The organism is Sorangium sp. So ce131 (assembly GCF_051519095.1).
Lineage (GTDB): Bacteria > Myxococcota_A > Polyangia > Polyangiales > Polyangiaceae > Sorangium.
The window spans coordinates 7,368,533-7,393,338 of record NZ_CP150455.1; the positions used below are offsets into that span (position 1 = coordinate 7,368,533).

The 24,806-nt window shown below is 70.9% G+C and carries 16 protein-coding genes; 12 read left to right on the top strand and 4 right to left on the bottom strand.

Annotation, left to right across the window (positions count from 1 at the left end; genetic code table 11):
- The first annotated feature begins 238 nt into the window (after positions 1 to 238).
- Positions 239 to 1,180 carry a hypothetical protein gene (locus WMF43_RS26865; protein WP_437668813.1) on the top strand — a complete coding sequence of 314 codons (942 nt, stop codon included), beginning with the start codon at positions 239 to 241 and terminating at the stop codon, positions 1,178 to 1,180.
- 143 nt (positions 1,181 to 1,323) lie between these two features.
- On the opposite strand, the gene WMF43_RS26870 is transcribed toward WMF43_RS26865, so the two are convergent.
- Positions 1,324 to 5,205, bottom strand: a complete 3,882-nt coding sequence (locus tag WMF43_RS26870) for a serine/threonine-protein kinase (protein WP_437668814.1) — start codon at positions 5,203 to 5,205, stop codon at positions 1,324 to 1,326.
- Between the two features lie 467 nt (positions 5,206 to 5,672).
- Between WMF43_RS26870 and WMF43_RS26875 the strand changes: the two genes are divergently transcribed.
- The 8 genes from WMF43_RS26875 (at position 5,673) to WMF43_RS26910 (ending at position 17,684) form a co-directional block, all read left to right on the top strand.
- The gene (locus tag WMF43_RS26875; protein ID WP_437668815.1) at positions 5,673 to 5,939 is read left to right on the top strand and encodes a hypothetical protein; all 267 of its coding nucleotides are present in this window, start codon (positions 5,673 to 5,675) and stop codon (positions 5,937 to 5,939) included.
- The gene (locus tag WMF43_RS26880) at positions 5,936 to 6,079 is read left to right on the top strand and encodes a hypothetical protein (protein WP_437668816.1); all 144 of its coding nucleotides are present in this window, start codon (positions 5,936 to 5,938) and stop codon (positions 6,077 to 6,079) included. Before WMF43_RS26875 ends, WMF43_RS26880 begins: the two co-directional genes overlap by 4 nt.
- Before the next feature lie 128 nt (positions 6,080 to 6,207).
- Positions 6,208 to 7,041: an SDR family oxidoreductase gene (locus WMF43_RS26885; RefSeq protein ID WP_437668817.1), complete on the top strand. Its 834-nt coding sequence runs from the start codon at positions 6,208 to 6,210 to the stop codon at positions 7,039 to 7,041.
- Positions 7,042 to 7,636: 595 nt separating this feature from the next.
- Positions 7,637 to 8,707, top strand: a complete 1,071-nt coding sequence (locus tag WMF43_RS26890; protein WP_437668818.1) for a hypothetical protein — start codon at positions 7,637 to 7,639, stop codon at positions 8,705 to 8,707.
- 484 nt (positions 8,708 to 9,191) lie between these two features.
- On the top strand, positions 9,192 to 10,070 hold the full coding sequence (locus WMF43_RS26895) for a hypothetical protein (RefSeq protein ID WP_437668819.1): 879 nt from the start codon (positions 9,192 to 9,194) through the stop codon (positions 10,068 to 10,070).
- A gap of 191 nt (positions 10,071 to 10,261) precedes the next feature.
- A complete protein-coding gene (locus tag WMF43_RS26900) occupies positions 10,262 to 17,005 on the top strand; it encodes an RHS repeat-associated core domain-containing protein (protein ID WP_437668820.1) in 6,744 nt (2,247 codons plus the stop codon).
- Positions 16,987 to 17,313, top strand: coding sequence for a DUF7716 domain-containing protein (locus tag WMF43_RS26905; RefSeq protein ID WP_437668821.1), 327 nt, complete (start codon positions 16,987 to 16,989; stop codon positions 17,311 to 17,313). Before WMF43_RS26900 ends, WMF43_RS26905 begins: the two co-directional genes overlap by 19 nt.
- 2 nt (positions 17,314 to 17,315) lie before the next feature.
- Positions 17,316 to 17,684 carry a hypothetical protein gene (locus WMF43_RS26910; protein WP_437668822.1) on the top strand — a complete coding sequence of 123 codons (369 nt, stop codon included), beginning with the start codon at positions 17,316 to 17,318 and terminating at the stop codon, positions 17,682 to 17,684.
- A 542-nt stretch (positions 17,685 to 18,226) separates the two neighbouring features.
- Here WMF43_RS26910 and WMF43_RS26915 read toward each other — a convergent pair.
- Positions 18,227 to 18,541, bottom strand: a complete 315-nt coding sequence (locus WMF43_RS26915) for a putative quinol monooxygenase (protein WP_437668823.1) — start codon at positions 18,539 to 18,541, stop codon at positions 18,227 to 18,229.
- A gap of 165 nt (positions 18,542 to 18,706) precedes the next feature.
- Here WMF43_RS26915 and WMF43_RS26920 point away from each other — a divergent pair, with 165 nt between their 5' ends.
- On the top strand, positions 18,707 to 19,630 hold the full coding sequence (locus WMF43_RS26920) for a LysR family transcriptional regulator (RefSeq protein WP_437668824.1): 924 nt from the start codon (positions 18,707 to 18,709) through the stop codon (positions 19,628 to 19,630).
- 7 nt (positions 19,631 to 19,637) lie between these two features.
- Here WMF43_RS26920 and WMF43_RS26925 read toward each other — a convergent pair whose 3' ends face one another.
- Positions 19,638 to 20,690 (bottom strand): hypothetical protein, encoded by a 1,053-nt coding sequence (locus WMF43_RS26925; RefSeq protein ID WP_437668825.1) that lies wholly within the window; start codon positions 20,688 to 20,690, stop codon positions 19,638 to 19,640.
- Positions 20,656 to 21,129 (bottom strand): hypothetical protein, encoded by a 474-nt coding sequence (locus WMF43_RS26930; RefSeq protein WP_437668826.1) that lies wholly within the window; start codon positions 21,127 to 21,129, stop codon positions 20,656 to 20,658. The genes WMF43_RS26925 and WMF43_RS26930 overlap by 35 nt, the downstream gene beginning before the upstream one ends.
- Before the next feature lie 95 nt (positions 21,130 to 21,224).
- Between WMF43_RS26930 and WMF43_RS26935 the strand changes: the two genes are divergently transcribed.
- Positions 21,225 to 22,802 carry a serine/threonine protein kinase gene (locus WMF43_RS26935; RefSeq protein ID WP_437668827.1) on the top strand — a complete coding sequence of 526 codons (1,578 nt, stop codon included), beginning with the start codon at positions 21,225 to 21,227 and terminating at the stop codon, positions 22,800 to 22,802.
- A 53-nt stretch (positions 22,803 to 22,855) separates the two neighbouring features.
- A complete protein-coding gene (locus WMF43_RS26940) occupies positions 22,856 to 24,751 on the top strand; it encodes a protein kinase (RefSeq protein WP_437668828.1) in 1,896 nt (631 codons plus the stop codon).
- Positions 24,752 to 24,806: the final 55 nt, after the last annotated feature.

Consider the following 24,806-nt stretch of genomic DNA (forward strand, 5'->3'; position numbering starts at 1 on the left):
CACGGCGTGGGCGTCATGTGCCCCGCGCGGGTCAGCGGTCCCGCGTGCCGCCGCGCGGCTCGGGCGCTCTGTGGACGGCTTCACACCCCTGGCGCGCACGCCCCCGCCAACGTCACGTCACCCCTCACATTTTGTGAATCGCCTAACATAACGCACCGCTCCACCGCTGCGCGGGCGGCTCCTGTCAGCCGTGCGGAGCGTGCCCGGCCGGGCCGGACTTGGGCTATAGCCTCCCCCCATGACCCGATCCCGCCTCGTCGCCGGCGTGTTCTTCCTCGCCGGCCAACTCTCCGTGCTCGGCGGCTGCAGCGCGCCCAAGCCGGAGCCCGAGATTGCCTCCTCGGCCCCGCAGAGCGGCTACGCCGAGCGTTACCCTGCCGAGCTCCAGGCGACCGCCGCGTCGTTCTCGGAGCGCGAGGACGGCGCGAAGGGCGTGACCGGCCAGTTCGGCTCCTACCCGGATCAGCTCAAGGAGCCGGACTGGAAGGTGGTCGTCGAGGTCATCGAGCAGGCCGACGCGTCCGGCCGGAGCTACGACTACGTGGAGCGCGTGCGCGCCGTCGACGGCGCGCTGGGGTTCTTCAACGACAACAAGGAGGACCTCACCCGCAAGGTGAGCGGCGCGGCGCAGTACGTCGTCAAGCAGAAGGGCTGCGACGTCGACGTCACCGGCGCGACCTCTCATGCGCTGGAGGAGGGCGTCGAGCGTCAGATCGAGAAGTACGTCCGCGACCGCAACGAGGCGCATCGTCGCATCGATCGCCACCGTTCCTCGCTGGGCAAGGAGAACGCCGCCGCGCTGGAGAAGCAGGCCGACGCCGTGGCCTTCGCGAGCTACGTCGTCCACATCGATCTGGTCGAGCACAAGCTGCGGCTCCGCCGGATGCTCGAGGAGATGGAGGCGATCAAGGTCTCGATCGACGACTCCATTGCCCAGGAGCGCGCCTTCCAGTCCTCTGGAGCCCGCACCGAAGAGGAGAAGAAGGCGTCCGAGGCCCGCATCGAGGAGCTGGGCCGCAGCAAGGCGATGCTCGACTCGTCCGCGACCCAGGCGAAGGAGATCGACAAGTCTCTCGAAGAGCGCATCGAGGCAGCCCAGAAGAGCTACCGCGAGGCCCTGGACAAGCTGATCGCGACCCTCCGCAAGAACGCCGGCCTCCCCCCCGCCACCGAGGACTGAGCTCGCCGCCCCCTCGTCTTCCCTCTCCCGTCCCCCGTCCCCCGTCCCCCGTCTCTCGTCTTTCGTGCTCGTCCTCGTGATCGTGCTCGTGCTCGATCATCTCGCCGTGCCGTGCACGCCCTCCCTCCCCGTCCCTCTCCCCCCTACCCCAACCACCTCTCCGCCATCGCAATCGTCCTCTGGTTGTCCGGCAGCGTCAAAAACCGCTCCCTCCACACCGGATCACTGATCTTCCCCGCCCTCTCCATCAACCTCTCCCGCGCCGCCCTGATCACCGCCGCGCAGTCCCCCTCCATCCCGTTCGCCGCCAGCGCCTCCGCGTACACGAGCCGCACCGCCGACTCCCCCTCCTCGATCGCCCCGATCGCCCTCAGCATCGAGAACGCCTCCCCCGCCGCCGACAGCCCCTCGTCGAACCTCCCCATCCCGAGCAGCGCCTTCGCCCTCGCCGCCACCGCCGCCGCCCGGAGCGGCGGCGCGCTCTGCAGGATCTCCGCCGCCGTCCTCGCCTCCCGCTCCGCCCCCTCGTAATCCCGCGCGATCAGCGCGATCCGCGCGAGGTACGTCCGCGCGCTCCCCTCGATCCGCGGCTCCCCGAGCCGCTGCGCCAGCGCGATCGCCTCGCGCGCCGTGCGCTGCGCCTCCTCGATCCTCCCCCGGTGCCCGAGCACGTGCCCCAGGTTGCTCAGCGTCGCCGCCACGAGCTCGTTCAGCCCCATCCGCTCCGCGCCGGCCAGCGCGCTGCGCAGCACCTCCTCCGCCCCCGCGAAGTCGCCGAGCTCGGCGTGCATGTAGCCCACGTTCATGCGCACCGCGCACGCGTTCCCCCGGTCGCCCGCGCGCTCGAACGCCGCCAGCGCCGCCTCCAGCCCCGCGAGGCACGCGCCCGGATCCCCGTTCACGAGCGCCCGGACCGACCTCGCCTCGTGCAGCCGCGCGACCACCTCGACCTCCCGCGCCGCGAGGTCGGTCCCGTCGCCCTCGATCGCCTCGATCATCGCGTCCGCGAACGCGTAACGCCCCCCGAACACGAGCAGCAGCGCGCCCTCCCCGAGGCACATGTGCTTCGCGACCAGCGCCCCCTCGGCCACCGCCTCGGTTTCCTGCGCGGCACCCATCCAGCGCTCCACCCGGTCGAACCCGCCGAGCTTGCCCGCCGCGACCGCCACCTGCTTGATCGCCGAGAACCACGCCGCCGTCCCCGCGGGCAGCCGCTCGACCGCCTCGGTCCCGCGCTGCTCGGCGAGCGCGAGCTCCCCGCGCCAGACGTGCGCCTCCGCCTCCACGAGGCGCAGCTCGCCGAGCGTCTGCGCGCCCGGGCCACACGCGATGCCCCGCTCGGCCCGCTCGATCGCCGCGGCGAGGTCCTGCGCCCGGAGCGCCTGCTCGGCCGCGCGGCAGTAGGCGGCGGCGGCCCGCGAGAGCTCGACCCCGCGCTCGAAGTGCTCGGCGAGCGCCATCGGATCACCCGCGCCCGCGCGCTCCAGCCAGTGCCCCGCGAGCCGGTGCCCGAGCCGCCGATCGCCCTCCGTCAGCATCTCGTAGGCCGCCTCCCGCACGATGGCGTGCTGGAAGCTGTACTCGACCTCGCCGGGCAGGCTGCCCTCGCCGCGGCGGGCGATCACCTCGCGCTGCTCCAGCTCGACGAGCTTCGGCGCGACCAGCGCCCCGCCCGCCAGCGCCGCCACGCCGCCCTGCCAGAACGTCTGCCCGAAGATGCTCGCCGCCCGCAGCACGCGCCGCGCCTCCACGTCGAGCGCCTCGATGCGCGCCTGCACCATCGCCAGCACCGTCTCGGGCAGGTCCGCGCCCTTGCCGTCGGCGATCGCGCGGATCTGCTCCTCCAGGTAGAACGCGTTGCCGTCGGCGCGGTCGACGATCGTCGCCACGAGGTCCGGCGGCACCTCGTCGCCGAGCACCTGCCGCACGAGCCGCTCGCTCGCGCGCCGCGGCAGCCCGGAGAGCTGCACCTCGTGCACGCCGCGCCCCGCCCACAGCTTCGGGAACAGCTCGCGCACCTCGGGCCGGCCGAGCGCGAGCACCATGAGCCGCTGGTCGCCGAGGTTGCGGAGCGCCGAGTCGACGAGGTTGACGCTGGGCAGGTCGCCCCAGTGCAGGTCCTCGAGCACGAGCAGCACCGGCCTCGCCGAGCACTCGGCGCGGAGCAGCTCCTCCCACGCGAGGCGGATCTGGTCGCTCATCAGCACCGGGCTCCGCCGCGCCGCCATGAGCTGCACGCTGTCGCCGTCGGGGAACGGCGCGCCGATGAGCTCGCCGAGGAACGCTGCGACGCGCGCGGAGTCCCCGCCGCCGTAACGCTCGACGCGCGCGCGGATCTTGCGCTGGCGCGCCTCGATCGGCTCGCCGTCGAAGAGGCCCATCGCGCGCCGGAGCGCCGAGGCGAGCAGGGCGAAGGACGAGCCGGCGCCCATGGGATCGCCGCGGCCGAGCCACACCTCCATGTCCTCGCCGCGGTCGCGGAGCCTGCGGACGAGCTCGGTGCGGAGGCGCGACTTGCCGGCGCCCGCGGGCGCGGTGACGAGCACGGCGCTCGGCGTCGACTCCTCGACGCAGTGCGAGAACGCCGCCTCGAGCAGCGCGAGCTCGCGGTCGCGCCCCACGCACGGCGTGGGCTTGCCGAGCAGGGGCGGCGTGGAGGCGAGCGCCTCGCGCTCGCCGTGGAGGCGGAGCCCGGCCGCGTCGCGGGTGATGTCGAAGCGGGCGCCGAGCAGCCCCGCGGTCACCTCGTCGAGGCGCACCGCGTCGGCGCCGGCGGGGGCGTTCGCGGGCGGCAGCAGGTGGACGGCGCGGTCGATGAGCTCGCCGACCGGCAGCCGCGCGGAGATCTCGGCGCGGCCGGTGACGAGCGCCACCGGGACGCAGCCGAGCAGCGCGCTCAGGGCGAGCGCGCAGCGCGCCGCCTGCGCCGCGAGGTCGGTCGGCGCGCCCGCGGCCGAGAGCACGATGAGCGGCGAGCGGGACTCCAGGATCTCGAGCTCGCCCTGGTAGCGCTCGGCGACGGCGATGAGCGCCTTGCTGCGCTCCAGGTCCTCTTCCTGCGAGCGCGTCGCCTCGGCGTCGCCGGTGACGTCGCGCGCGAGCACGAGGCACATCATCTTGCGCTCGTTCGTGGTGAGGATCTCGTTGCCGCGCAGGGTCGTCGAGGGCCGGCTGCTGCTGACGGCGCCGCCGCCGAGCTCGTCGAGGGCCTTGAGCTCCGCCGCGACCGCGTCGCCGTCGCGCGGCCGCACGTCCGGCGGCTTCGCGAGCATGCGGGCGACGAGATCGTCGAGCGCCTCGGGGATGTCGCCGCGGAGCTCGCGCAGGCGCGGCGGGTCCTCGAGGATGATCTTGATGAGCACCGACAGCCCGTCGGCGCCCTGGAAGGCCGAGCGCCCGGTGAGGCACTTGAAGAGCACGCAGCCGAGCGAGAACACGTCGGCGCGGGCGTCGATGTTCGGCTCGCTGCGCGCCTGCTCCGGCGACATGTACCCCGGCGTGCCGAGCATGGTGCCGGGCATGGTGAGGTGCCGATCGATGGCGCCGAGGCGCACGACGCCGAAGTCGATCAGGGTGACGCCCTCGATGGCGCCGCCGACGAGGAGCAGGTTGCTCGGCTTGATGTCGCGGTGGACGACGCCGGCGCGGTGGATGACGCCGAGCGTGGAGGCGACGCTCGCGCCGAGCGCGAGGCTCTCGGAGAGGCTGAGCGGCTTCCTGGCGAGGCGCTCGGTGAGCGTCTCGCCGGTGAGCCACTCCATGGCGAGGTACGGCTGCCCGACCGTGGTGGCGCCGTGGGCGACGTAGCGCACGATCCCCGGGTGCCGCAGGGCGGAGAGCGACTCGAGCGCCTCGGCCTCGCGCGCGAACCGGACGGCCTCCTGGAGGGCCCGGCGCTGCAGCACCTTGAGCGCGACCGGCTCGCCCGTGGCCAGATCGACGGCGCGGTAGACGTCGCCCATCCCGCCCGAGCTGGCGAGGCGCTCGATCTGGAAGCGACGGTCGATGACGTCTCCCACGCGCATCCCGGCTCCCCGTGTTACCTGAGATCTCGCATGAGCCGGCTTACACCGGTGAGTAGACGAACTCGGCGCCGATCGCCAGCGGCACCGGGCGGGGATCGCGCGGCGCGACCGTGCTCGAGGCGGCGCGATCGCCTCTCATTCCAGCAACTTCGCCCGGCGGCGCGGATCGCGCTTGACAAGCCGAGGCGTAGTTGTAGGGCGGGACACCGATGGCACCAGGCGCTGACCGCCGGCGGCCGCCCTGGGGCCCTCCTCCGGCCGCCCGGGGGCGTTCTCCGCGCGGACCACGCCCCGCTGGGTCCGGCGCGGCGCTCGGGGTCGGCGCCGGGGAAGTACGACCCTCATTTTTGTCACGGATGTGGCGAAACGCCCTTGGCCGGCGCGCGGGGCGTCACGATGGCTCATCACTCCGGTGACGGCTCCTTCAACTCGGCTGCTGTGGCATGCGGCGTGCTGCTTCGAAGGGCATGAAGACGAAGCTGTCCAAGAAGCAAAAGAAGAAGCTCAACAAGGTGGGCCGGAAGGTCCTCAAGGCGGCAGCTGGGGCGTCGAGCTTGGCCGCGGCGTTCGCGGCCGGGTTGTACGGCGGCAGGGCGAAGGGCTACTTGACGGGCGCCGGACATACGGTGACCAGCAAGGTGAAGGGCTGGGCGAGCGCGATCAAGACATCCAAGCTGGCCAATGGCATCTCGGGAGGAGCTCACCCGGAGGTTGAGCTCATGCAGTCGCCATGAAGAAGAAGACCCGTCGTGCCCTTCGAAGGGCGGTGAAGGCGGTGTCGGCGGCGGCCGCGCTGCTCGCCGTCGAGACGATCGGCTCCGCTGCGGGGAGCCTGCTGAAGGATGCGCTGAAGAAGAAGCGGCGCGACCGCTGATGCGCGCGGCCACCGGGGCGCACGTCCGCGGGCCGCCGGGCGGGAGACGCTCGCTTCGCCGGCGGCGGTTTCGCCGCCGAAACGAGCGTCTCGCGCCCGGCGCCGTCCTGGGGTAGGTTCCGCGCCCGATGGATACCCGAACTTACTTCCAGGGAAAGAGCGTCCTCATCACCGGCGGATCGAGCGGCATCGGGCTCTCGTTCGCGAGGCTCGTCGCGGGGTACGGCGCGGAGGTGACGCTGGTCGCGCGCCGCCGGCCCCTCCTCGAGGAGGCCGCGGTGAGCATCCGGCGCGAGCACCCGTCCGCGAGCGTCGACGTCCTGGAGCTCGACATCAGCCGCGCGGACGACGTCGCGCGGGTGATGGAGCCGATCCTGGCGGCGCGGCCGGTCGACCACCTCATCAACAACGCCGGGGCGGTGATGCCGGGGCGGTTCCTGGAGCTCCCGCTCGAGGAGTTCCGGGGGATGATGGACGTCAACTTCTTCGGGGCGGTCCACCTGTGCAAGGCGGTGCTGCCGGCGATGGTCGCGCGCGGGAGCGGGCACGTGCTCAACGTGTCGTCGCTGGCGGGCGTCATCGGCATCTACGGCTACACGCCGTACGCGGCGAGCAAGTTCGCCCTGATCGGGTTCTCGCAGGCGCTGCGCGCGGAGATGTGGCCGCACGGGGTGCGGGTGAGCGTGTGCATGCCGCCCGACACCGACACGCCGCAGCTCGCGTTCGAGAACCGGTACAAGCCGGCGGAGACCAAGGCCATCGCGGGCAACGTGAAGACGCTGGAGCCGGACGCGGTGGCGCGCAGCATGGCCGACGGCATGGCGCGGGGGCGGTTCGAGATCTATCCCGACGTGGGGTCGCGGGTGAGCGCGATGGCGCAGGGGGTGATTCCGGGGGTGGTTCGGTGGGTGTGCGACAGCGCGCAGCGGAAGGCGGGGGCGCCTGGGGCGGGGGGCGGCTGACGCTACGGAGCGTGGTGCCCAGTCGCGCGCGCCGGCGGGGGGCTCCGCGCGGCGGGGGCGGGTGGGCGCTGGCCAATCGGCAAGACTGGGGACGAGGGAGCTTGCGCACGGGACACCGCCCGGCATGTCTCCCTTCGGGCCTTGCCAGCTGAGGCGTTTCGTTGCGCGCCACATAAGGCGCGCCTGAGACCTCGAGCCCGCTGAGAGCTTATGGTACCTCGGTCGGTGCTCGACGCGCCCACCCGCCCCCGCCGCGCGGAGCCCCCCGCCGGCGCTGAGGTGGGCGGGCGCAGGCGGGTCTCCTTGGTTACGAGGCGCTCTGCGAACCCGGCTGCACATGTTCCCGCGCGGCGACGCGAAGGCAATCGCGTTGCCATGACTTACGCCGAAGAGCAGTCATTTATCTGCGATTCGACATCGCGCCTGCGCTGAGCGAACGGCGCCTCGCCCGCGGCGCCAACTGGCGAAAACTTGCGTGACGGAGCCGGGTCGAACAGGGCATACTGCGCCGCCGTGACAACCTGGTAACGACACTCCGGCGGATTGGGGCCGCCAGGGTGCCGGCGCCGCAGCCTCGTGCCGGAGGACTGGACACATGGGCAGGCCCATAGGGCATTGTGCCGCTGGAATCATCTTTCTCATCAGCTCCGCGCTCTTCTTCGCCTGCGGCGACGGGCCCTATATCGGTGGAGAGTGCGCGACCACGGATCATTGCCAGTCGGACGAGCAGTACGTGCCAGGTACGATCTGCATCGAAGGGGACTGCAAGTGCGGCGAGCCGGGCAAGGTCGTCTGCTGCGCGCGCGGCGAGAAGGAGCCGAGCTGCTTTCTCGAGTGCCGCTACTGCAACGAGTGCGCGGAGGATACGGCCGAGTGCTCGGGGGTTCCCGTGCCGGCCGGGGGTTGCAAGAGCGATACGGAGTGCGCCGGACCACCGGACCCACGGTGCGGCGTGGGGCGGTGCGTGGACGGCGCGTGCGCGGTGGATATCCACGAGGGACCGCTCGGCTCGCAGGTTCGCGGCGATTGCAAGGTGGAGGAGTGCACCGCCGAGGGGCGCGTGGTCAGCGTGCCGGCCTACGACGTCTACGACGACGGCAACCAGTGCACGCTCGACGTGTGCGAGGTCGACGTGCCACGCAACCTGTTACTCGAGGGGGTCACCTGTCCGGCGTCGGGCGCGGGGCGATGCCATGAAGGCGACTGCGTGCAGTGTTCTGCTGAAGATCCGACGCTTCTGTGTCCTGCTGGGTTGGTGTGCTACGGCGTGTGGTGCGTACCACGGCACTGCGAGAACGGCGCAAGAGACTCCGGGCTCGGGGAGACCGGCTTCGACTGCGGCGGCCCGTGCCGGCCTTGCCAGCCGAGCGACCGCTGTCGCGCCGCCACGGACTGCGTGAGCGGCGTGTGCACCAACGGGAGCTGCATGATCCCGACGTGCAGCGACGGCGTGAAGAACGGCGAGGAAGCCGGCGTCGACTGCGGCACGACGTCGTGCCCGCGCTGCGCGCCAGGCCGGGGCTGCAAGACCGGCGCGGACTGCACGAGCGGCGTGTGCTGGAGCGGGCTCTGCGAGGCGCCCACGTGCAGCGACGGCGTGATGAACGGGGACGAGGAGGGCGTCGACTGCGGCGGGCAGGGGTGCGCCGGGCCTTGCCCGGGCTGATGCCAGCTGGTTTCCGAAGGAGGACCCCTGCGAGCGGACGCGCTCGGGACACGTTCCGGCCTCCTCCGGCGTCGCTGGGGGGCCGGCGCCACCCCGACGGGCCCTCGCTGGCACAAGGGCATGGCCGGAGACGCGAGCGTGGAACCCGCGTCGACGATCGCGCTGCCACGGCGACGTGCTGCGTGACACTACGTGTGCCCCGCCGTTTACAGGGGAACATCCGGAATGACACTACGTGTGCCCTGCCGTTTACAGGGGAACATCCGGAATGACACTACGTGTGCCCTGCCGTTTACAGGGGAGCGTCCGGAGTGACACTACGTGTGCCCCACCGTTCACAGTGCGGGGTGCCGGCGAACCTGCGTGGCTGCTCTGGCAGCCGCTGCACGTTCCGGCCGGGGACCCAGACGTCCCTTTCTTGCTTCCGGCGGCGTCCCGGTGCTGCCGCGGTTCACGGTCGCTCGCCTGCAGGTACATCTCCGGGATGGCCAAAGCCAAGACCAGGAAAGAAGACAGCGGGAAGGCGCCTGTGTCGCCTCCCACGGCAAAACACTCCTACCGCGCTTGTTACAAGCGCTTCACCCCGGAGGCGCTCGCGATCCCGGACCGGGAGGTCGAGCTCTGTCGCGCGGACGTGCGCATCGCCTTCGCCAACGTGAAGCAGGGCGTCGAGGCGGTCTGCGCCGATCCGGAGCGGGTCCGCAGGGCGCTGCCCGAGCTGCCGCTCGACGACGTGCTCGCGCTGCCGGACCTCGGCCGGGCGCTCGTGTTCGCCTCGACCCGCGTCACCGCCAGGCCGGCGAGCTCCCGCCACATCGAGGCGAAGCTCAAGATCGTGGCCGAGCTGCGCGAGCCGATGCTCTCGCTCGCCGAGACCCTCGCCAGGCGCGGCCTCCTGCCGAAGGACGTCGTGGCGGAGATCCGGGCCGGCAGCGGCAAATACGATATGGCGAGCGACGGCATGGCGCTGGCCCACCTCTACGAGGAGCACGCGGACGTGCTCCGCGGAAAACACCCCTTCACCGAGGGAGAGTTCGCGGAGCTGCAGGCGGCGAGCGAGTGGCTGCTCGACAACCTCACCCCCGATGGCGCCCGCCGCCCCGCCTCGAGGCAGCGCGGCGAGGCCGAGAAGATGCGCGACCGGCTCTGGACGCTCATGGTCCGCCGGCACGCGGACCTGCGGAAGATCGGCTACTACTTCCACGGCGACGCCTTCGAGGACGTGACGCCGAAGCTCCAGTCGCGCATCGCGAGCAGCGCCGCGCAGGCGGTCATCGAGGAGATCGAGGAGGACGACGGCGAGGTCGAGGAGGAGGACGCCGACGCGGAGGTCGAGCAGCTCGCTCCCGCGCCGACGCCGTGAACCGGTCGGGCGAAGATCATCCTCAGTTCCATCGCTCGTGACGTCGCGTCACCAGGGTGCGGTGCATACCGCCATGGCGTGATCGAGCGCGTCCATCCCAGAAACGCCGCATCCACCGCCGTCCCGTGTGGCGGTCCGACGCTTGACACGAATCGCAGCGCCGTGCGCTTCTCCATGCAAGGGAGGCCGCGATGGCGCCGGTTCCGCAACAGGTTGTGCGGGCGTTGATCCCGCTCTTGATGTTCGTGACCTGCGTGCTCGCGCAGGCGGGGTGCACGTGCATGTCCGAGCCTCCGCCCGTGCGTCCTCACGGCATCATCGCCTGCCGGACGCGCGACCCGGGCGAGCCGCCACGAACCGGCCGCCGATCGGGCGTTCCGACCGTCGCCGCGGGCGCCATCCCGGGGACCTTCTCCGTCACGAGCACGGGCGAAGCGACGTACGTCATGTCGCTGATCGCCGTCCCTGGGCGCGCGGGCGTGGAGCCACAGCTCGCGCTCCACTACGACAGCGCCGCCGGTGAGGGAGTCCTCGGGGTGGGCTTCTCCATCGCCGGGTTGCCCGCGATCGCTCCTTGCCCGAAGAATCGAGCGCAGGATGACGACGAGATCCGCGCGGTGACGTACGACGGCGACGACGCGCTCTGCCTCGACGGAAGGCGCCTCGTCGTCGTGGGAAGAGCGCCGGGCGCCGTCGAGTACAGGACTTTGCCCGACACGATGGTCAAGGTGGTCGGGCATTACGATGCAGAAGACGACGCACCCGCCGAGGCGCTCTTCTTCGAGGCGCACCTGCCGTCGGGGCTCGTCATCGAGTACGGCAAGAGCGAGAGCAGTCGGCCGCTCGCCCTCGGCGGCGCCCCGCGCGCGTGGCTCGCGACCAAGGCGCGCGACGGCCGCGGCAACGCCATGACGTACGATTATTGCGTCGCGGAGGCCGAGGAGGGCTTCGCGGCGGAGTACGCGATTGACGAGATCCGGTACACGAGCTTCGAGGGCGAGCCGGCGCTCGACCCCTCGCGCGCGGTGCGGTTCGTGTACGCGACGAAGGAGCCGGCCGAGGTCCGCAGGCGTTATGCGGGCGGGATGGCGCTCCAGAGCTCGCTGCGCCTCGACGAGATCCAGATGCTCGGCGCGGGCGACACGCTGGTGCGGCGTTACGCGCTCCGCTACGAGGCGAGCCCGACGACGCGGCGGACGCTGCTCACGCAAGTCGAGGAGTGCGCGGGCGACGGCGTGTGTAAGCCGCCCACGCGATTTCAGTACAGCCGCGGCGAGACCGGGTTCAAGCGGATCGCGACGGACGTCCTCAAGCCCACGTCCGATCGGGCCAGCCCGATGCTCGCGGACATCGACGGGGACGGGCTCGACGACCTCGTGGTGCCGGACACGAACCCGGCGCTCAGCACGCCGTCCAATCCGATCACCGACTGGCGCGTCGCGCGCAACCTTGGACCGACGGCGTCGCCGGCCCACCTGGGCCCGGCGACGCTGGCCTTCTCCGAGGAGTGGCCTGCCGTCGTCGATCCGCTCGGGCCCGCGGACCCGTCGACGCTTCAGCCGGAGCTCGGGACGGCGGTGGACTACGACCAGGATGGCCGCACGGACATCCTGCTCCATGACGTCTACGGCACGAGCGACACCTTGCTCGTGCTCCTGAGCCGGCCGGATCGGACGTTCGAGGTCCACGACACCGGCATCCGCCGGCCTTTCCCGCTGCGCGGCGCCCGCGAGCCGCCGGTCCTGCGCAGCCCCGGCGGCTCGGTGCACCTCGCGGATGTGGACGGCGACGGCGTGTCCGATCTGATCCTGTGTGAGGATCACGGCCAGGAGTTGACGGAGACCCCGTTCGATCCGGAGTGGACCGTCCACCTCTGGAAACCCGCGCGCGGCGCGGGTTCTGTGGGCTTCGACGTGGCGGGGGAGCGGATCGCGCCGCTCGACGGCACCCTCTGCGACACGGAGCTTCACACCGTCGATATCGACGCCGACTCCAGGGTCGACCTGGTCGTCCCGTTCGTGCTGACGAGCGGCGGCGCGGAGAGGATCCTCGCCTCGACGTATTCCGCGCTCAGCCGCCGGCATGACCGGAGCTGGGCGGTGACCGACACCGAGCTGCCCACGCTGGCTGCGGGCGGCCGCGTCGTGTTCCTCGACGTGAACGCCGACGGCCTGCCCGATGCCGTCGAGTCCGGCTTCAGCGATGCCGCGCTCCGCACGTACGTGAACACGGGGCCGACCTTCGTGGACTGGCCGACCCGGAGCCTCATGGATCTGAGCCTCGGCGATCTGCTCGGCATTCCCGATCAAGACCTGTTCTTCCCGCTCGCCGTGCCGCTGGACCATGACGGCGACGGGAGGCAAGATCTCCTCATGCCTGTTCCTCCAGGCATGCTGCCGGGCTCATCGCTCGACCTGCCCTCCTGGGCGATCTTGCGGGCGACGGGCGACGAGTCGGGACCGGCGTTCACGCTGGTGGACCCGCGGATCCCGTTCGAGGCGCGGGTCGGGGAGGCCACGACGCTGGCCAATCCGCGCGGGCCGCGCGTCGGGGACCTCAACGGCGACGGAGCGCAGGATGTGGTGTTGCCAATCGGCGGGGTGTTCACGATCTTCCGGAACCTCGCCGCCGACCAGGATCTCCTCGTCGCGATCTCGGACGGGATGAACGCGCACGAGCCGGGTGAGGCGGGGTTCGTGCCGAACGTGAGCGTGTCGTACGGGCACCTCACGGATGTGTCGGTCACGAACGACCTGGATGCGGGAGATCCGGAGCGGGAGGGCCTGCTCTACGTGGCGCGGGACGACGCGGCGAACGGGTGCGACTATCCGCGCCGCTGCGCGGTGGGGCCGAGGCGGGTCGTCAGCGGCTACGGCCTCAACAACGGCGCGGATCGGCTGCGGCGGTTCGAGGTGCGCTACCGCGACGGGCGCTACCACCGGCTCGGGCGCGGGTTCCTCGGGTTCGGGGAGCGCGTCGTGGTCGAGGTCGACACCGGGGCGGCAGCGGCCGAGCGCTACGACAACGTGACGTTCGATGAAGAGCTCCAGGTCTTTCCGTTCGCGGGGCGGGTGAAGCAAGAATGGCGCTGGGCTCCGGGGCTGCCGGGCCAGCCCAGGCCGGACCAGATCGAGATGTCGTTCCTCGACGTGAAGCGGGAGCTGGTGCCGACGAGCGAGGGCGCCAGCTACTTCACGCTCCCGACCGAGCGCCAGCTGCGGCGGGCGCAAGGGGTCTATCCGCCGGAGAGCGGCGAGGCGCCCACGGCCCGGGCGTACGTCGAGCAGGTCGAGCGCGGCGGCGGCGACCACGGGGCGACGACCGTGCGCGACTCGGTCGCGACGGTGACGGACTTCGATGCATTCGGCAACGTGCGCGGCGAGGAGGTCTCCTCCCGCGGGGTCGACCTGACGCTGGAGGTCACGCGCACGTACAAGAACGACACCGAGCGGTGGGTACTCGGGCAGCTCCAGACGGAGAAGGAGTGCAGCACGGCCGCGGGGAGCTCGCAGTGCCGCACGCTGGCGCGGACGACGGCGGACTACGGAGAGGTCGAGACGGAGTCGATCGATAGCGACGAGGGCATTACGGACACGAAGCTCGACATCGTGTACGCGCGGGACGCGTTCGGGAACATCACAGGGGTCGCGGCGGAGGACGCGTTCGGGCACCACCGGTCGTGGAGCACGGAGTACGACGCCGAGGGGCTCTTCCCGGAGAAGCACGTGAACCCCGAACGCCACACCACGCGCGTCGACTACGATCCGGATCTCGGGGCGCTCGTCAGGCTCGAGGATCCGAACGGGCTCGTGACCGAGTGGAAACACGACGGCTTCGGCCGGCTCGGGCTGGAGATGCGGCCGGACGGCACGCAGACCACGGTCGCGCTCTCGCGCACCAAGGACGGCGGGCCGGCGGGAGCTGCATGGCGCGTAACGCAGCGGACCACGACCGCCGGGGGCGCTGACGACGAGATCGAGGTAGACAGCCGGGGACGGCCGATCCGGTGGTGGTGGCACGGGCCTTCCGTGGACGGCGCGAGGGACGCGCCGCCGCGCTTGATGCAGGAGATCGCCTACGACGCGCGCGGCGAGCACATCGCGCGGCGCTCGGTGCCGGTGCGCGAGGGGACGCCGGAGCGCGAGATGCTCTACGACGTCTACAAGCACGACGCGGTCGGCCGGGAGGTGCGGCACACGACGCCGTGGAAGGCGGTGGTGGAGACCGAGCACGACGCGCTGCGGGTCCGGGTGACCGATGCGCTGGATCACGTGACCGTGGTCGAGAAGGACCCGCTGGGACGAACGGTGGCCGTCACCGACGCGGCGAGGGGCGTCACGCGGTACGGGTACGGGCCGTTCGGGGTGCTCACCACCGTCACCGATCCGGGCGGCGCGGTCACGACCACGGCGCACGACGCGTTCGGCCGCGTCCGGCGGCGCGAGGACCCGGATCGGGGCACGACGGTCGTCACCAACGATGGGTTCGGGGAGGTCATCACAAGCGCCGACGCGCTCGGGCGAGTGACGACGTTCGCGTACGACGGGCTCGGGCGCCCCCGGTCGCGCCTCGACGAGCACGGCGCCGAACGAAGCACGACCACGTGGACCTGGGATACGGCGGCGCATGGCATCGGCAAGCTGGAGACGCTCGCGAGCCCCGATGGTCAGAAGACGTATACCTACAACGAAGATGGGAAGCTCGAGACGGCGACGCTCCGCATCGACGGGGAGCGCGCGGCGCTGAAGAGCAGGCTCGACTATGATGATTTCGGCCGCGTCGAGACCATCACCTACCCCGCGCCCGCCGGCGCGGCGCCGTTCTTCGTCAGGCACGACCATGACCCGCACGGCCACGTGCTCGCCGTGCGCGACAGCGCGACCCGCGCGGCCTACTGGCGCCTGACCGACGTCGACGACGCGGGCCGCTTCCGCGAGGAGGCGTTCGGCAACGGCGTCGTCACCCAGCGGAGCTACTACGCAGACAAGCAGCGGCTGAAGAGCGTGCTCACCCAGAGCGGCGCGGACGCGGTGCAGGACCTGGACTACGGCTACGACGACCGGCTGCACCTCACCCGGCGCACCGACGCGCGCCAGCCGCAGCACCGGCACGAGCGATTCCGCCACGACGCGCTCGCGCGGCTGACGTGCGCGTACTTCAGCGCCACCGAGAGCGCTTCGGCGCCCTGCGAGCTCGAGTACGACTACGCGCCCGACGGCAATCTCCGCCTCAAGTCCGACGTTGGCGCGCTGCGCTACGACGATCCGCTGCACCCGCACGCCGTCACCGGCGAGGGCACGGCCACGAGCAGCTTCAGCTACGACGCTGTAGGCAACCAGATCGCGCGTCCGGGCGGCGTGACCGTGCGCTACACGCCCTTCGACCTGCCGGAGCAGATTACACAAGGCGCCAGCGTCGTGACGTTCGCCTACGACGGCGACCAGCAGCGGATCCGCAAGACCACGCCGGACGAGGAGACGATCTACTTCGGCGACCTGTACGAGCGCGTCACCGACGCGGCGACCGGAAGGGCCGAGCACCGGTACCACGTCCACTCGCCGGAGCGGGTGGTGGCGATTGTGACCCGCGGCGGAGAGGCGCCGGGCACGCGGTACGTGCACGTCGACCACCTCGGCTCGGTCGACGCGCTCACGGACGAGGACGGCGCCGTGGTCGAGCGACGGAGCTACGACCCGTTCGGGCAGCGGAGAGACCCGGTGTGGGGGCGGCCGCCGCCAGCGTCGTTCGAAAGCACGACGACGCGGGGGTTCACCGGGCACGAGGACGATGACGAGCTCGGGCTCGTCAACATGAAAGGCCGCGTCTACGATCCGCGGGTCGGGCGGTTCTTGACCACCGATCCGATCGTGCAAGCGCCGCTGTCGGGCCAGAGCTGGAACCCGTACAGCTACGTGCGTAACAGCCCGCTCAGCTACGTGGATCCGAGCGGTTTTCAGGCGGAGTATGAGCGGCCGCCAATCGATCCCGAATACCACAAGGATCCCGAGGTGCAGAGGATTCAGGGGGCCGGATGCTGGGGGATTGAATGCAGCCACCCATTTTATCACCGGGCAGAAAGCCCATCGATAGAAGGCTCGCGCGAGGCCGCGGAGGTCGGCGCGACAGCGGCGCCCGTCGACGTGGGCACGACCGGCACCTCGTCCGGGCACATGCCGCAGCCGATGACCACCGCCCCGGAGCACACGGGCGCGGGCGGCGTGGCCACCCTCGTTGGCCAGGGCATGCTGGGCGTGGCGGAGGGCACGCGCGACATCGGGGTGGGCATCGGGCGGCTGCTCGTGCTGAACGCGCTGACGCTCGGGATCTACAGCGGCTACGAGTTCGCGGACGCGATGTGGAGCGGCTACGAGGAGGACGGGCTCCTCGGCGCGGTGAACGCCGTCAACCCGCTCTACCACATCGGGCGGGGCGGCGCGGATACGGCGCTCGCGATCGGCCGGGAGGATTACCGCGGCGCGGGCGCGGCGGGGACAAAGACGCTGTTCCTTGCGGCCGCTACCGTCTTCGGCGCAGGAAGAGGACTGGGAGCAGCGGTCGAGGAGTCGGCGGTTGCGACGGGGGTTGCAAGGGCGGCTCCGAGAGGGTACTCGGTCGCGTTTGAGACGATGATCCCCAAAGTCGGAGCAGGCTCTCGCGGCGCGCATTTCAAGGCTGCCAACGACGCTCTCCTTGCTGACACAAGGGCGAGTCCGGAGCTAGCGTCCGCCATTCGAGATCTCGGGATTGAGGTCCCAACGAGCAACGCCGGCACAACACTTCAACGATCACCCCCCGGATGGACCTGGCATCACGTCCCGGAACGACCTGGCGTGATGCAGCTGATTCCCACCTCGCAGCATCAGGGCGGACCATGGCAGCCGCTAGTCCACCCCGGCGGGGTGGGTGGATTCAAACTGTGGGGCTCAAACTTCTAACTGCGAGGGCGGACGTGACGCTTGACGAGGCCGTGAGACAATTGGACGCGCTAGACGAGGACGCCATACTCTGTGTTCGACGACCGTGGACCTCATCCTCCGAGTGCATTTCTGCCGCGCCGGACGAGAAGCTCGGCGTCCCGAGGCATGTCAAAAACGCAGGGTTCGAGTACTTCTTAGAGGTGCATGTTGCGCATGAAATTCTCGGCATCTTTGAGGACAGACGACCTACCCATGACGAAAAGGTTCGCCTTCTAATCTACTACGCTGAGAACGATGCCTACCCCGATTGGGTTTATGAACGCTGATCGTGGCGTTCCGTGAGCGGACTGGGCGGCCCCTGAACCGCGGGGTTGAAGGGCCGAAGGGCCGCATGTTCGCCGTGCGCGACAGCGCGACCGGCTCGGCCTACTGGCCCCTGACCGACGTCGACGACGCGGGCCGCTTCCGCGAGGAGGCGTTCGGCAACGGCGTCGTCACCCAGCGGAGCTACTACGCGGACAAGCAGCGGCTGAGGAGAAGTCCGACGTTGGCGCGCTGCGCTACGACAATCCGCTGCACCCGCACGCCGTCACGGGCGCTCGGGCGGGTGACGACGTTCGCGTACGACGCGCTCGGACGCACGACCTCGCGCCTGGACGAGCACGGCACCGTGCGGCGGACGACCGCGTGGCCATGAGGGGGCCAGCGCTCGCTTCACACACGCCTCCATGATATATCGTGCGCTGATGGCACGACCCAACGGAGCGCTCGCGGCGCTCGTGTTCCTGCCCTCGGTGGCCACGACGGCGTGTCAGGCAACCAACCAGCGTCAGGCCACGACCGCCCCACTGCCGGATGTCGTGCAGCGAGACGCGATGCGCGGCCCTCCACCGGGTGCTTCGACATGGGGCTGTCCTTTCCCCGACGAGGCAGACAGGAACAACATCCACGCGGGCAGCGCCCAAATCATGGTGTACGTCGGGACCGACGGCTTTGCTCGCGCGGTATACCTCCTTGAGGACTCCGGAAGCGGCTTCGGTCAGTGGGCAATGCAGTGCGCCGCGACGCGGCGTTATGCACCAGGGCGAGACAGATCCGGAGCGCCGGTGAGCACGTGGACGCCGCCGATCACCGTCCGCTTCGTGAGGTAACCATAACACCGACGACTGATCCCACGCGCCCCCCCGGCCCCTATCCGCCTGCTCCTCGCCGCGGAGGAGCACGTCGTCCACGCGTCGCTCAGCCGCCGGCTCCCGGCCCCGCGACGTCAGTCAACGCGTAGTGCCGCATCTCCTGGATGCGCTCGTAAAACGGCCTCACCTTCGCGAAGAACGACGGGAACGCCGCCGCCTTGCGGAAGCCCTGCAGGTGGCCCTCCAGCGAGTCCCAGCGGATGCGCACGACGAAGCTCGTCGGCTCCTCGACGCAACGGGAGACCTCGTAGTCGAGGCAGTTCTCGGAGGCCCTCAGCTCCGCGGCCGCGTCGCGGTAAGCCGACAGGAACGCCTGCTCTTGCTCCGCGGGGATCGTATAACGGATGTACTCGATGATCATGCGCTGCTCCCTGGGATGGAGGACCGGGCTGGGCGGCCGGAGCGCCCCGTCGCGGCGCGCCCCGCCACGCGCCAGGAATAAGCGCCGACAGGACGGCCGTCGAATCGACAGTCGGCGCGCCATCCCATAGACGCCGTCGATGGATCCCCGTGGTATCCATCGAACATGCACCTGCAGTCGGTGGACACCCACCTCGTCGTGGCCCTGCACGCCCTGCTCCAGGAGAGGAGCGTCACGCGGGCCGCGCGCCGGGTCGGCGTGACGCAGCCCTCGATGAGCCACGCGCTCTCGCGGCTGCGCGCCCACTTCGACGATCCGCTGCTCGTCCAGGTCGGCAGGCAGATGACGCTGAGCGCGCGGGCGGTGGACCTGGCGCCGAAGGCGGCCGAGGCCGTCGCGCGGCTCGAGCAGGTCTTCAAGCCGGTCGAGCGGTTCGACGCGAGATCGTCGAGACGCACCTTCCGGCTCGCGGCGACCGACAACCTCGAGCTGCTCGTGCTCCCGCCCCTGGCCAGGATCCTCGCCGCCGAGGCGCCGCACATCAACCTGCGCTGCCGGAACATCCCGGCGGACTTCGACGAGCTCCTGCGGCGCGGCGAGCTCGACGCGAAGCTCGGACGCGGGGGGCCGGTGCCCGACGGGTGCCGGTCCACGCTGCTCGCGGCCGAGGAGATCGTCTGCGTGATGCGACGAGGCCACCCGGCGTCCCGGAAGACGCTCACCGCGGCGCGCTACGCCGCCTGCGAGCACCTGATGGTGTCGCCGCACGGGGAAGACCAGAGCGCCATCGATCACGATCTCGCGGAGCGAGGGCTGCGCCGGCGGGTGACCCTCACCGTGTCCCATTTCCTGGTCGCGCCGTTCATCGTCTCCGGCTCCGACCTGCTGCTCACCGTCTCCGCGCGCGTCGCCGAGGCCCTTGCCCGGAAGCTCGACCTCGTGGTGCGGCCGTGCCCCGTCGGGACCAAGCGCTACACGCTGACGCTCGTCTGGCCAGGTCGCGCCGAGGACGACGACGGCCACCGCTGGCTCCGCGCCGCACTCCAGAGGGCCGTCGCGGACTGCCCCGCTCGCGGCGGCCCCCCTTGAGACCGCCTCACGGAACGCAGTACGCCACCGCGCGCCCGCCCTGCTCGGCCGCGGCGCAGCCCGTGTAGCCCGCCGCCCGGCAATCGACCTCCGCGGGCGTGCCGAAGCCGCAGTACCGGAGGACCGAGCCGTCACACGCCTCGTCGTCGCCCATGTCGCACGCGCCGCCGACCAGGCCGCACGAGGCCGCGCCGGCGAACTGCCCGCTCTGGATGATGCCGCAGCCCTGCCCGGCCGGCTCCACCGCGGCGCAGTCGCGGCGGCTCAGCTTGCCGCCCGCGCAGGTCTCGAGCACGGCGCCGTCGCACCGCTGCGAGAAGAAGCTGCACGCCTCGCCCGTGCCGACACAGCCGAACGCGCCGCGCTGCTCGTCGAAGCCGCAGGTCTCCCCCGCGATCGAGAACACCTCGTCTCCCTCAGGGCCGTTGACGCGCACCAGGTTGTACTGGCTCGGGCAATGGACGCGCGTCAGGAAGCCAGCAGAGCTGCACTCGATGAGCACGTTCGGGTCGTCCGGATCACACTCCGGCGACGTGGTGGCATAGTCGCACGGCTCGGCGCCGCACCCGGCGACGAACGACGAGGTGCAGGAGAGCCCGGCAGCCGCGCAGTCCATCGCGGCGAGGGGCGCGCCCAGCTCGTCGCAGTACACCCAGGCGTCCCCCTCGCACAGGTCCGAACCGGGCATTTCCCCGCACGCCGCCCCGAGATCCTCGACCGCCGGCGTGCACGCGCGGACGCCGGCGCAGTCGGCGGCAGCGAGCTTGCACTCCATCGCGGCGAGCCCGAGCCGCCGCGGGCCGATCGTCGCCCACGCCCAGCGCGCGTCGAGCTCCTGGGAGAGGCACGCGTGGATCCCCAGCGGGACCCCGCCGTCGGCATCACACGCGTTGATCCGGAGGCACGCCTCGACGTGCGGATCGAGGCCGAGCGGGCCGCCGCCGCTGCCGCCGCTGCCGCCCTCACCACCGATCCCCCCTCCCCCGCCCGTGCCACCGCTGCCAGGGTCGCCGCCGCCGCTCCCTTCATGCTCGCTGTCTCCACAGCTCGACAGCAGCACGGCCAATAGAACGATACTCGCGCGACGCAGGGCGTGAAATTCGGACATCACAAGATGTTACCACGCTGTCGGGAGCCGGGACAAACAAGCCCGCTGCACCTGAGGCCGCCCGGCGCGCGCGCCCGCCGGACGCGGCGACCAGGGCCACCTCACGCCGGCGGGCGGTGACGCCGCCGCGGCCCTCGACGACCGCCTCACCGGCCACGTGCGGTTCGTGCCCCGGCGCTCGAGGAACGATTCTTCTGACACCGATCATGTTGATGGAGCGATCAATTACGCGCCAAGGACGCCAAGGACGCCAAGATATTCTCTTCTTCTTGGCGTTCTTGGCGTCCTTGGCGTCCTTGGCGTCCTTGGCGTCCTTGGCGTACGACTCGGACACACCACGCCCTTTGCGCACATTTCCATCAGCGAGATTAAATTCCACTGTCCAGACCACTGGAGATGTTTCATCTTTACCGGGCTGTGACCGTTGAAATGGCTCGATGTCCGGCCCTGACGGACACACGCCCCCTCTACGCACCAACACCACGCATGAGCGCTCCCTTCACGTTCGGCCGTTATGAAGTGGTTGGCGCGATCAGCTCCGGCGGGATGGGCGCCGTGTACCTGGCGAAGCAAATGGGCCCTTTCGGGTTCGGCCGCGATGTGGCGCTCAAGGTGATGCTCCCGGAGCTGGCGAGGAATGTCCCGAACGCCGCCCGGATGTTCGTGGAGGAGATGCGCGTCCTCGCGAGCATCAACCACAACAACGTGGTCCGGATCCTCGATTTCGGCGAGGAGCGACACGTCCTCTACATGGCGATGGAGTACCTGCCGGGGGTGACCCTGGCCTCGCTCCGGGCCCAGGTCGGCGCCGCGGGGCGCGCGTTCCCGCCGGATCTCGCGGCCGCTCTCCTCGCCCAGGCGTGCCGGGGGCTCCACGCGGCGCACGAGCTGCGCGACGAGCTGGGCAATCCGCGCAACCTGGTGCACCGCGACGTGACGCCGCAGAACGTCATGTGCTGCCACGACGGCGCGGTGAAGATCATCGACTTCGGGATCGTCTGGGCCAAAGATCGGCTGGTCGAGGCCACCGCCTGCCCTCAGCTCAAGGGCAAGCTCGCCTATATGTCGCCGGAGCAGGCCGCGGCGGCGTCGCCGCTGACCCGGAGGTCCGATGTGTTCTCGATCGGGGTGATCCTCCACGAGCTCCTGAGCGGTCAGCCGCTGTTCCGGCGCGACACCGACGTCGCCACGATCATGGCCGTCATGGAGGCGTCCGTCCCCTCCCTGCGCGCGACGCGGGGAGACGTACCGCCGCGGCTCGACGACCTGGTGCTGCGCACGCTCGCGCGCGATCCCGCGCTCCGGCCGGAGAGCGCCGCCGCCATCGCGGACGAGCTCGACGCGATCCTCTGGGAGGCCGGCGGGCGCTTCGCCCACCCGGAGGCCGCAGCCCGCTGCCTCGAGGCGCTCGGGGCGAGCCTCGCCGGGCGTCCCCCCGAGCCCCTCGACCAGGCGCCCTGGTTCGCCCAGGCCCCCGGCGCCGCGCCGACGGCGCCTCTGGTCGCCCCGGCCGATCACCGGGCCGTCGCGCCGGAGCCCGACGGCTTGCTGGAGATCGCCGCCCCGCCGGACGGGACCTACCAGCAATGCGCGCTCCCCGACGGGCGGAGGCTCGTCCTCCAGTCGCTCGCGCTCGACGAGCGCCGCCGCATCCCGACGCCGCTCGTCCTCGCGGCCGCTCCGGCGCTCCTGCCCGCGCCGCTGCTCGTGTCGCCTCGCGCGAACGCGCTCTACATCGAGGTGGACCGGCGCGCCGCGCTCGCCGGCGAGCCGCGCGCGAGCCTCTACCACAACGCTGGCGACCCCTCGACGCGCGTCGAGGGCCTCCAGATCCCCGAGACCGCCCGGAACATGTGCTTCGACGTGGGGCACCGCCGCGCGCGGGTGCAGCGCATCCACGTCGGCAGCACCGCGGCGAGCGGCGGCGCGCGGCGGCCCCTCCTGGAGATCGCGCCATTCCACGTCGCGATCGCCACGGGCAAGGCCCCGAAGCAGCTCGTGGTCCTGTCGACCGTGGAGCCCGCGGACGGGGCGATCCACCTCGTGTGCGTGAGCATCTTCTGAGGCCCTCGCGGCCTCGAGCGCGGTGAACCCCCTGGCATCATGAGGTGATGATCATGCTGACGCTGGTCCAAAAGCCGGAGTCGACGCAACCGATACCCCCGGGACCGACCGGAGGTCCCCCGCCGGGCCCGCCGCCGCGAGGCCCGCTCCGCGGCGCGCCGCCGGGCGCGTCGCTGAGCGCCGTCCAGGCCAACGTCAGCTACCAGTTCCTCATGAACCAGGACCCGAACGGCGGCTGCGAGCCGATCGAGCTCGGTCACGGGAAATTCGCCAAGGTGTACAAGGGCAAGCAGCTGAGCGCCGGCCAGCACGTGCGGTTCGTCGCGATCAAGGTGCTCCACGACTACGCGAAGAGCGCCGAGGAGCGGCTCTTCAAGCAGGAGATCGAGCTGCTCAAGGAGATGACCGCCGACGTCGGCGTGAACGTGGTCAGCACCCTCGACATCATCCAGCTCGAGCCGATGGTGATGTGCGGCTGCGGCAACATCTACCACCCCGCCTGCCCGAAGGGGTGCGGCGTGCCCCTGGAGCGCAAGGACAACCCCACGGAGAGCCACCCGGCGCTGCACTGCGCGGCGTGCGGCTACGAGCTCTCCGGCCGCTACATCAACGAGCAGTACTTCGAGCTCCTAGAGCACCCCGCGAAGCGCTGCTGCCCGCAAGGCCCCCACGCGAAGGCCGGCAGGATCCTGAACTTCGTCGATCGCGAGGCGATCGTGATGGAGCTGCTCGAGGAGAGCCTCGTCGATTTCGTCGGGCACCGCCGGGGCGACCTGCAGGCCTTGTGCGCGCGGTACGGCCAGCCCTGGATCGAGCTCGACGGTCGGGCCCAGCGCGGCGATCCGTGGCACAGGCGGGCGCGCACCTGGATCGAGGACGTGTGGCGGCAGGACCGGCCCCACGTGCTCTTCCACAAGGCGATCCTGCTCGAGAAGGTCCGGATGATGGTGGAGCTCGCCGAGTCGGTCGCCTGGCTGCACAGCGAGAAGAGCATCGTGCACAAGGACCTCGCCCCCGACAACCTGATGATCAGCGCCGCCAGCGCCGAGGCCGCGGTGCGGCAGCGCGAGGCGACGATCGACTTCCGCGACGTGCTCGAGGACATGATCAGCTCCCCGCGATCCCACGTCCGGGTCATCGACTTCGGCCTCTCCGACAAGAACGAGCTGACGCGCAGCTGGTACGAGGACGAGGTCGCCGGGGGGAGCATCAAACACCCCTTCCTCTCGCCCGAAGCCTGCCGCCACAAGTTCCGCATCGCGCAGCCGCTCGCGTTCGAGGGCGGCCGCTTCAGGATCCCGAAGCCCCTCGCGACGGACCTGATGGAGACCGATATCCTGGCCGACGAGCGCGACCCGCGGCACAACCATGATCTCGAGATCATCCGGATCGAGCGGGATCAATCGAACGGCGAGCTCATCGCTTCGTTCCGGGGCGAGCCGCCGCTCAACGACAAGAACCAGCAGTTCCACCTCGTGCGCCAGCTCGGCGAGGCGCACGATCTCTACGCGGTCGGCGCGCTCTTCTACTTCATCCTGACCGAGCAGCAGCAGGACGTGGAGGCGCTCGGGAAATTCGTGGGCTCCCTGGAGGACGTCCCTTTGCCGCTCACGCCGAGGGCGCTGGCGAAGAACGATCACTACCTGAAGCGCCGCAACGCCATCCCCGAGAAGTTCTGGCAAGACGAGCTCATGGTGCTGATCCTCCGCGCCATGGTGCGCGGCCGGCCGGAGAGCCTCAAGGTGAGCCGCATCGCCCGGGACGCGACCGCGGCGCGGCACCTCCTGCGCGAGACGAAGAAGATCTACCATGGAATCCAGCAGGAAATCCTCTCGGCGACGCGCGTCGCGAGGCTCCAGCGGCTCCTGCTCATCGGGGCGGCGGCCGCCTTCGGGGTGGTGACCTGCCTGGCGGCCCTGCTGATCGTGGTGACACGCCACCCGGGATGAGACACCCGTCGCGGCCGCGCATCTCCCGATGCGCCGCCGCGGAGGTCGAGGCGAC

What these genes read in the sequence shown, in the direction of transcription:
- WMF43_RS26865 (WP_437668813.1), top strand. Translation starts at nt 239, where the DNA reads ATGACCCGATCCCGCCTCGTCGCCGGCGTGTTCTTCCTCGCCGGCCAA.
- WMF43_RS26870 (WP_437668814.1), bottom strand. Translation starts at nt 5,205, where the DNA reads ATGCGCGTGGGAGACGTCATCGACCGTCGCTTCCAGATCGAGCGCCTC.
- WMF43_RS26875 (WP_437668815.1), top strand. Translation starts at nt 5,673, where the DNA reads ATGAAGACGAAGCTGTCCAAGAAGCAAAAGAAGAAGCTCAACAAGGTG.
- WMF43_RS26880 (WP_437668816.1), top strand. Translation starts at nt 5,936, where the DNA reads ATGAAGAAGAAGACCCGTCGTGCCCTTCGAAGGGCGGTGAAGGCGGTG.
- WMF43_RS26885 (WP_437668817.1), top strand. Translation starts at nt 6,208, where the DNA reads ATGGATACCCGAACTTACTTCCAGGGAAAGAGCGTCCTCATCACCGGC.
- WMF43_RS26890 (WP_437668818.1), top strand. Translation starts at nt 7,637, where the DNA reads ATGGGCAGGCCCATAGGGCATTGTGCCGCTGGAATCATCTTTCTCATC.
- WMF43_RS26895 (WP_437668819.1), top strand. Translation starts at nt 9,192, where the DNA reads ATGGCCAAAGCCAAGACCAGGAAAGAAGACAGCGGGAAGGCGCCTGTG.
- WMF43_RS26900 (WP_437668820.1), top strand. Translation starts at nt 10,262, where the DNA reads ATGGCGCCGGTTCCGCAACAGGTTGTGCGGGCGTTGATCCCGCTCTTG.
- WMF43_RS26915 (WP_437668823.1), bottom strand. Translation starts at nt 18,541, where the DNA reads ATGATCATCGAGTACATCCGTTATACGATCCCCGCGGAGCAAGAGCAG.
- WMF43_RS26920 (WP_437668824.1), top strand. Translation starts at nt 18,707, where the DNA reads ATGCACCTGCAGTCGGTGGACACCCACCTCGTCGTGGCCCTGCACGCC.
- WMF43_RS26935 (WP_437668827.1), top strand. Translation starts at nt 21,225, where the DNA reads ATGAGCGCTCCCTTCACGTTCGGCCGTTATGAAGTGGTTGGCGCGATC.
- WMF43_RS26940 (WP_437668828.1), top strand. Translation starts at nt 22,856, where the DNA reads ATGCTGACGCTGGTCCAAAAGCCGGAGTCGACGCAACCGATACCCCCG.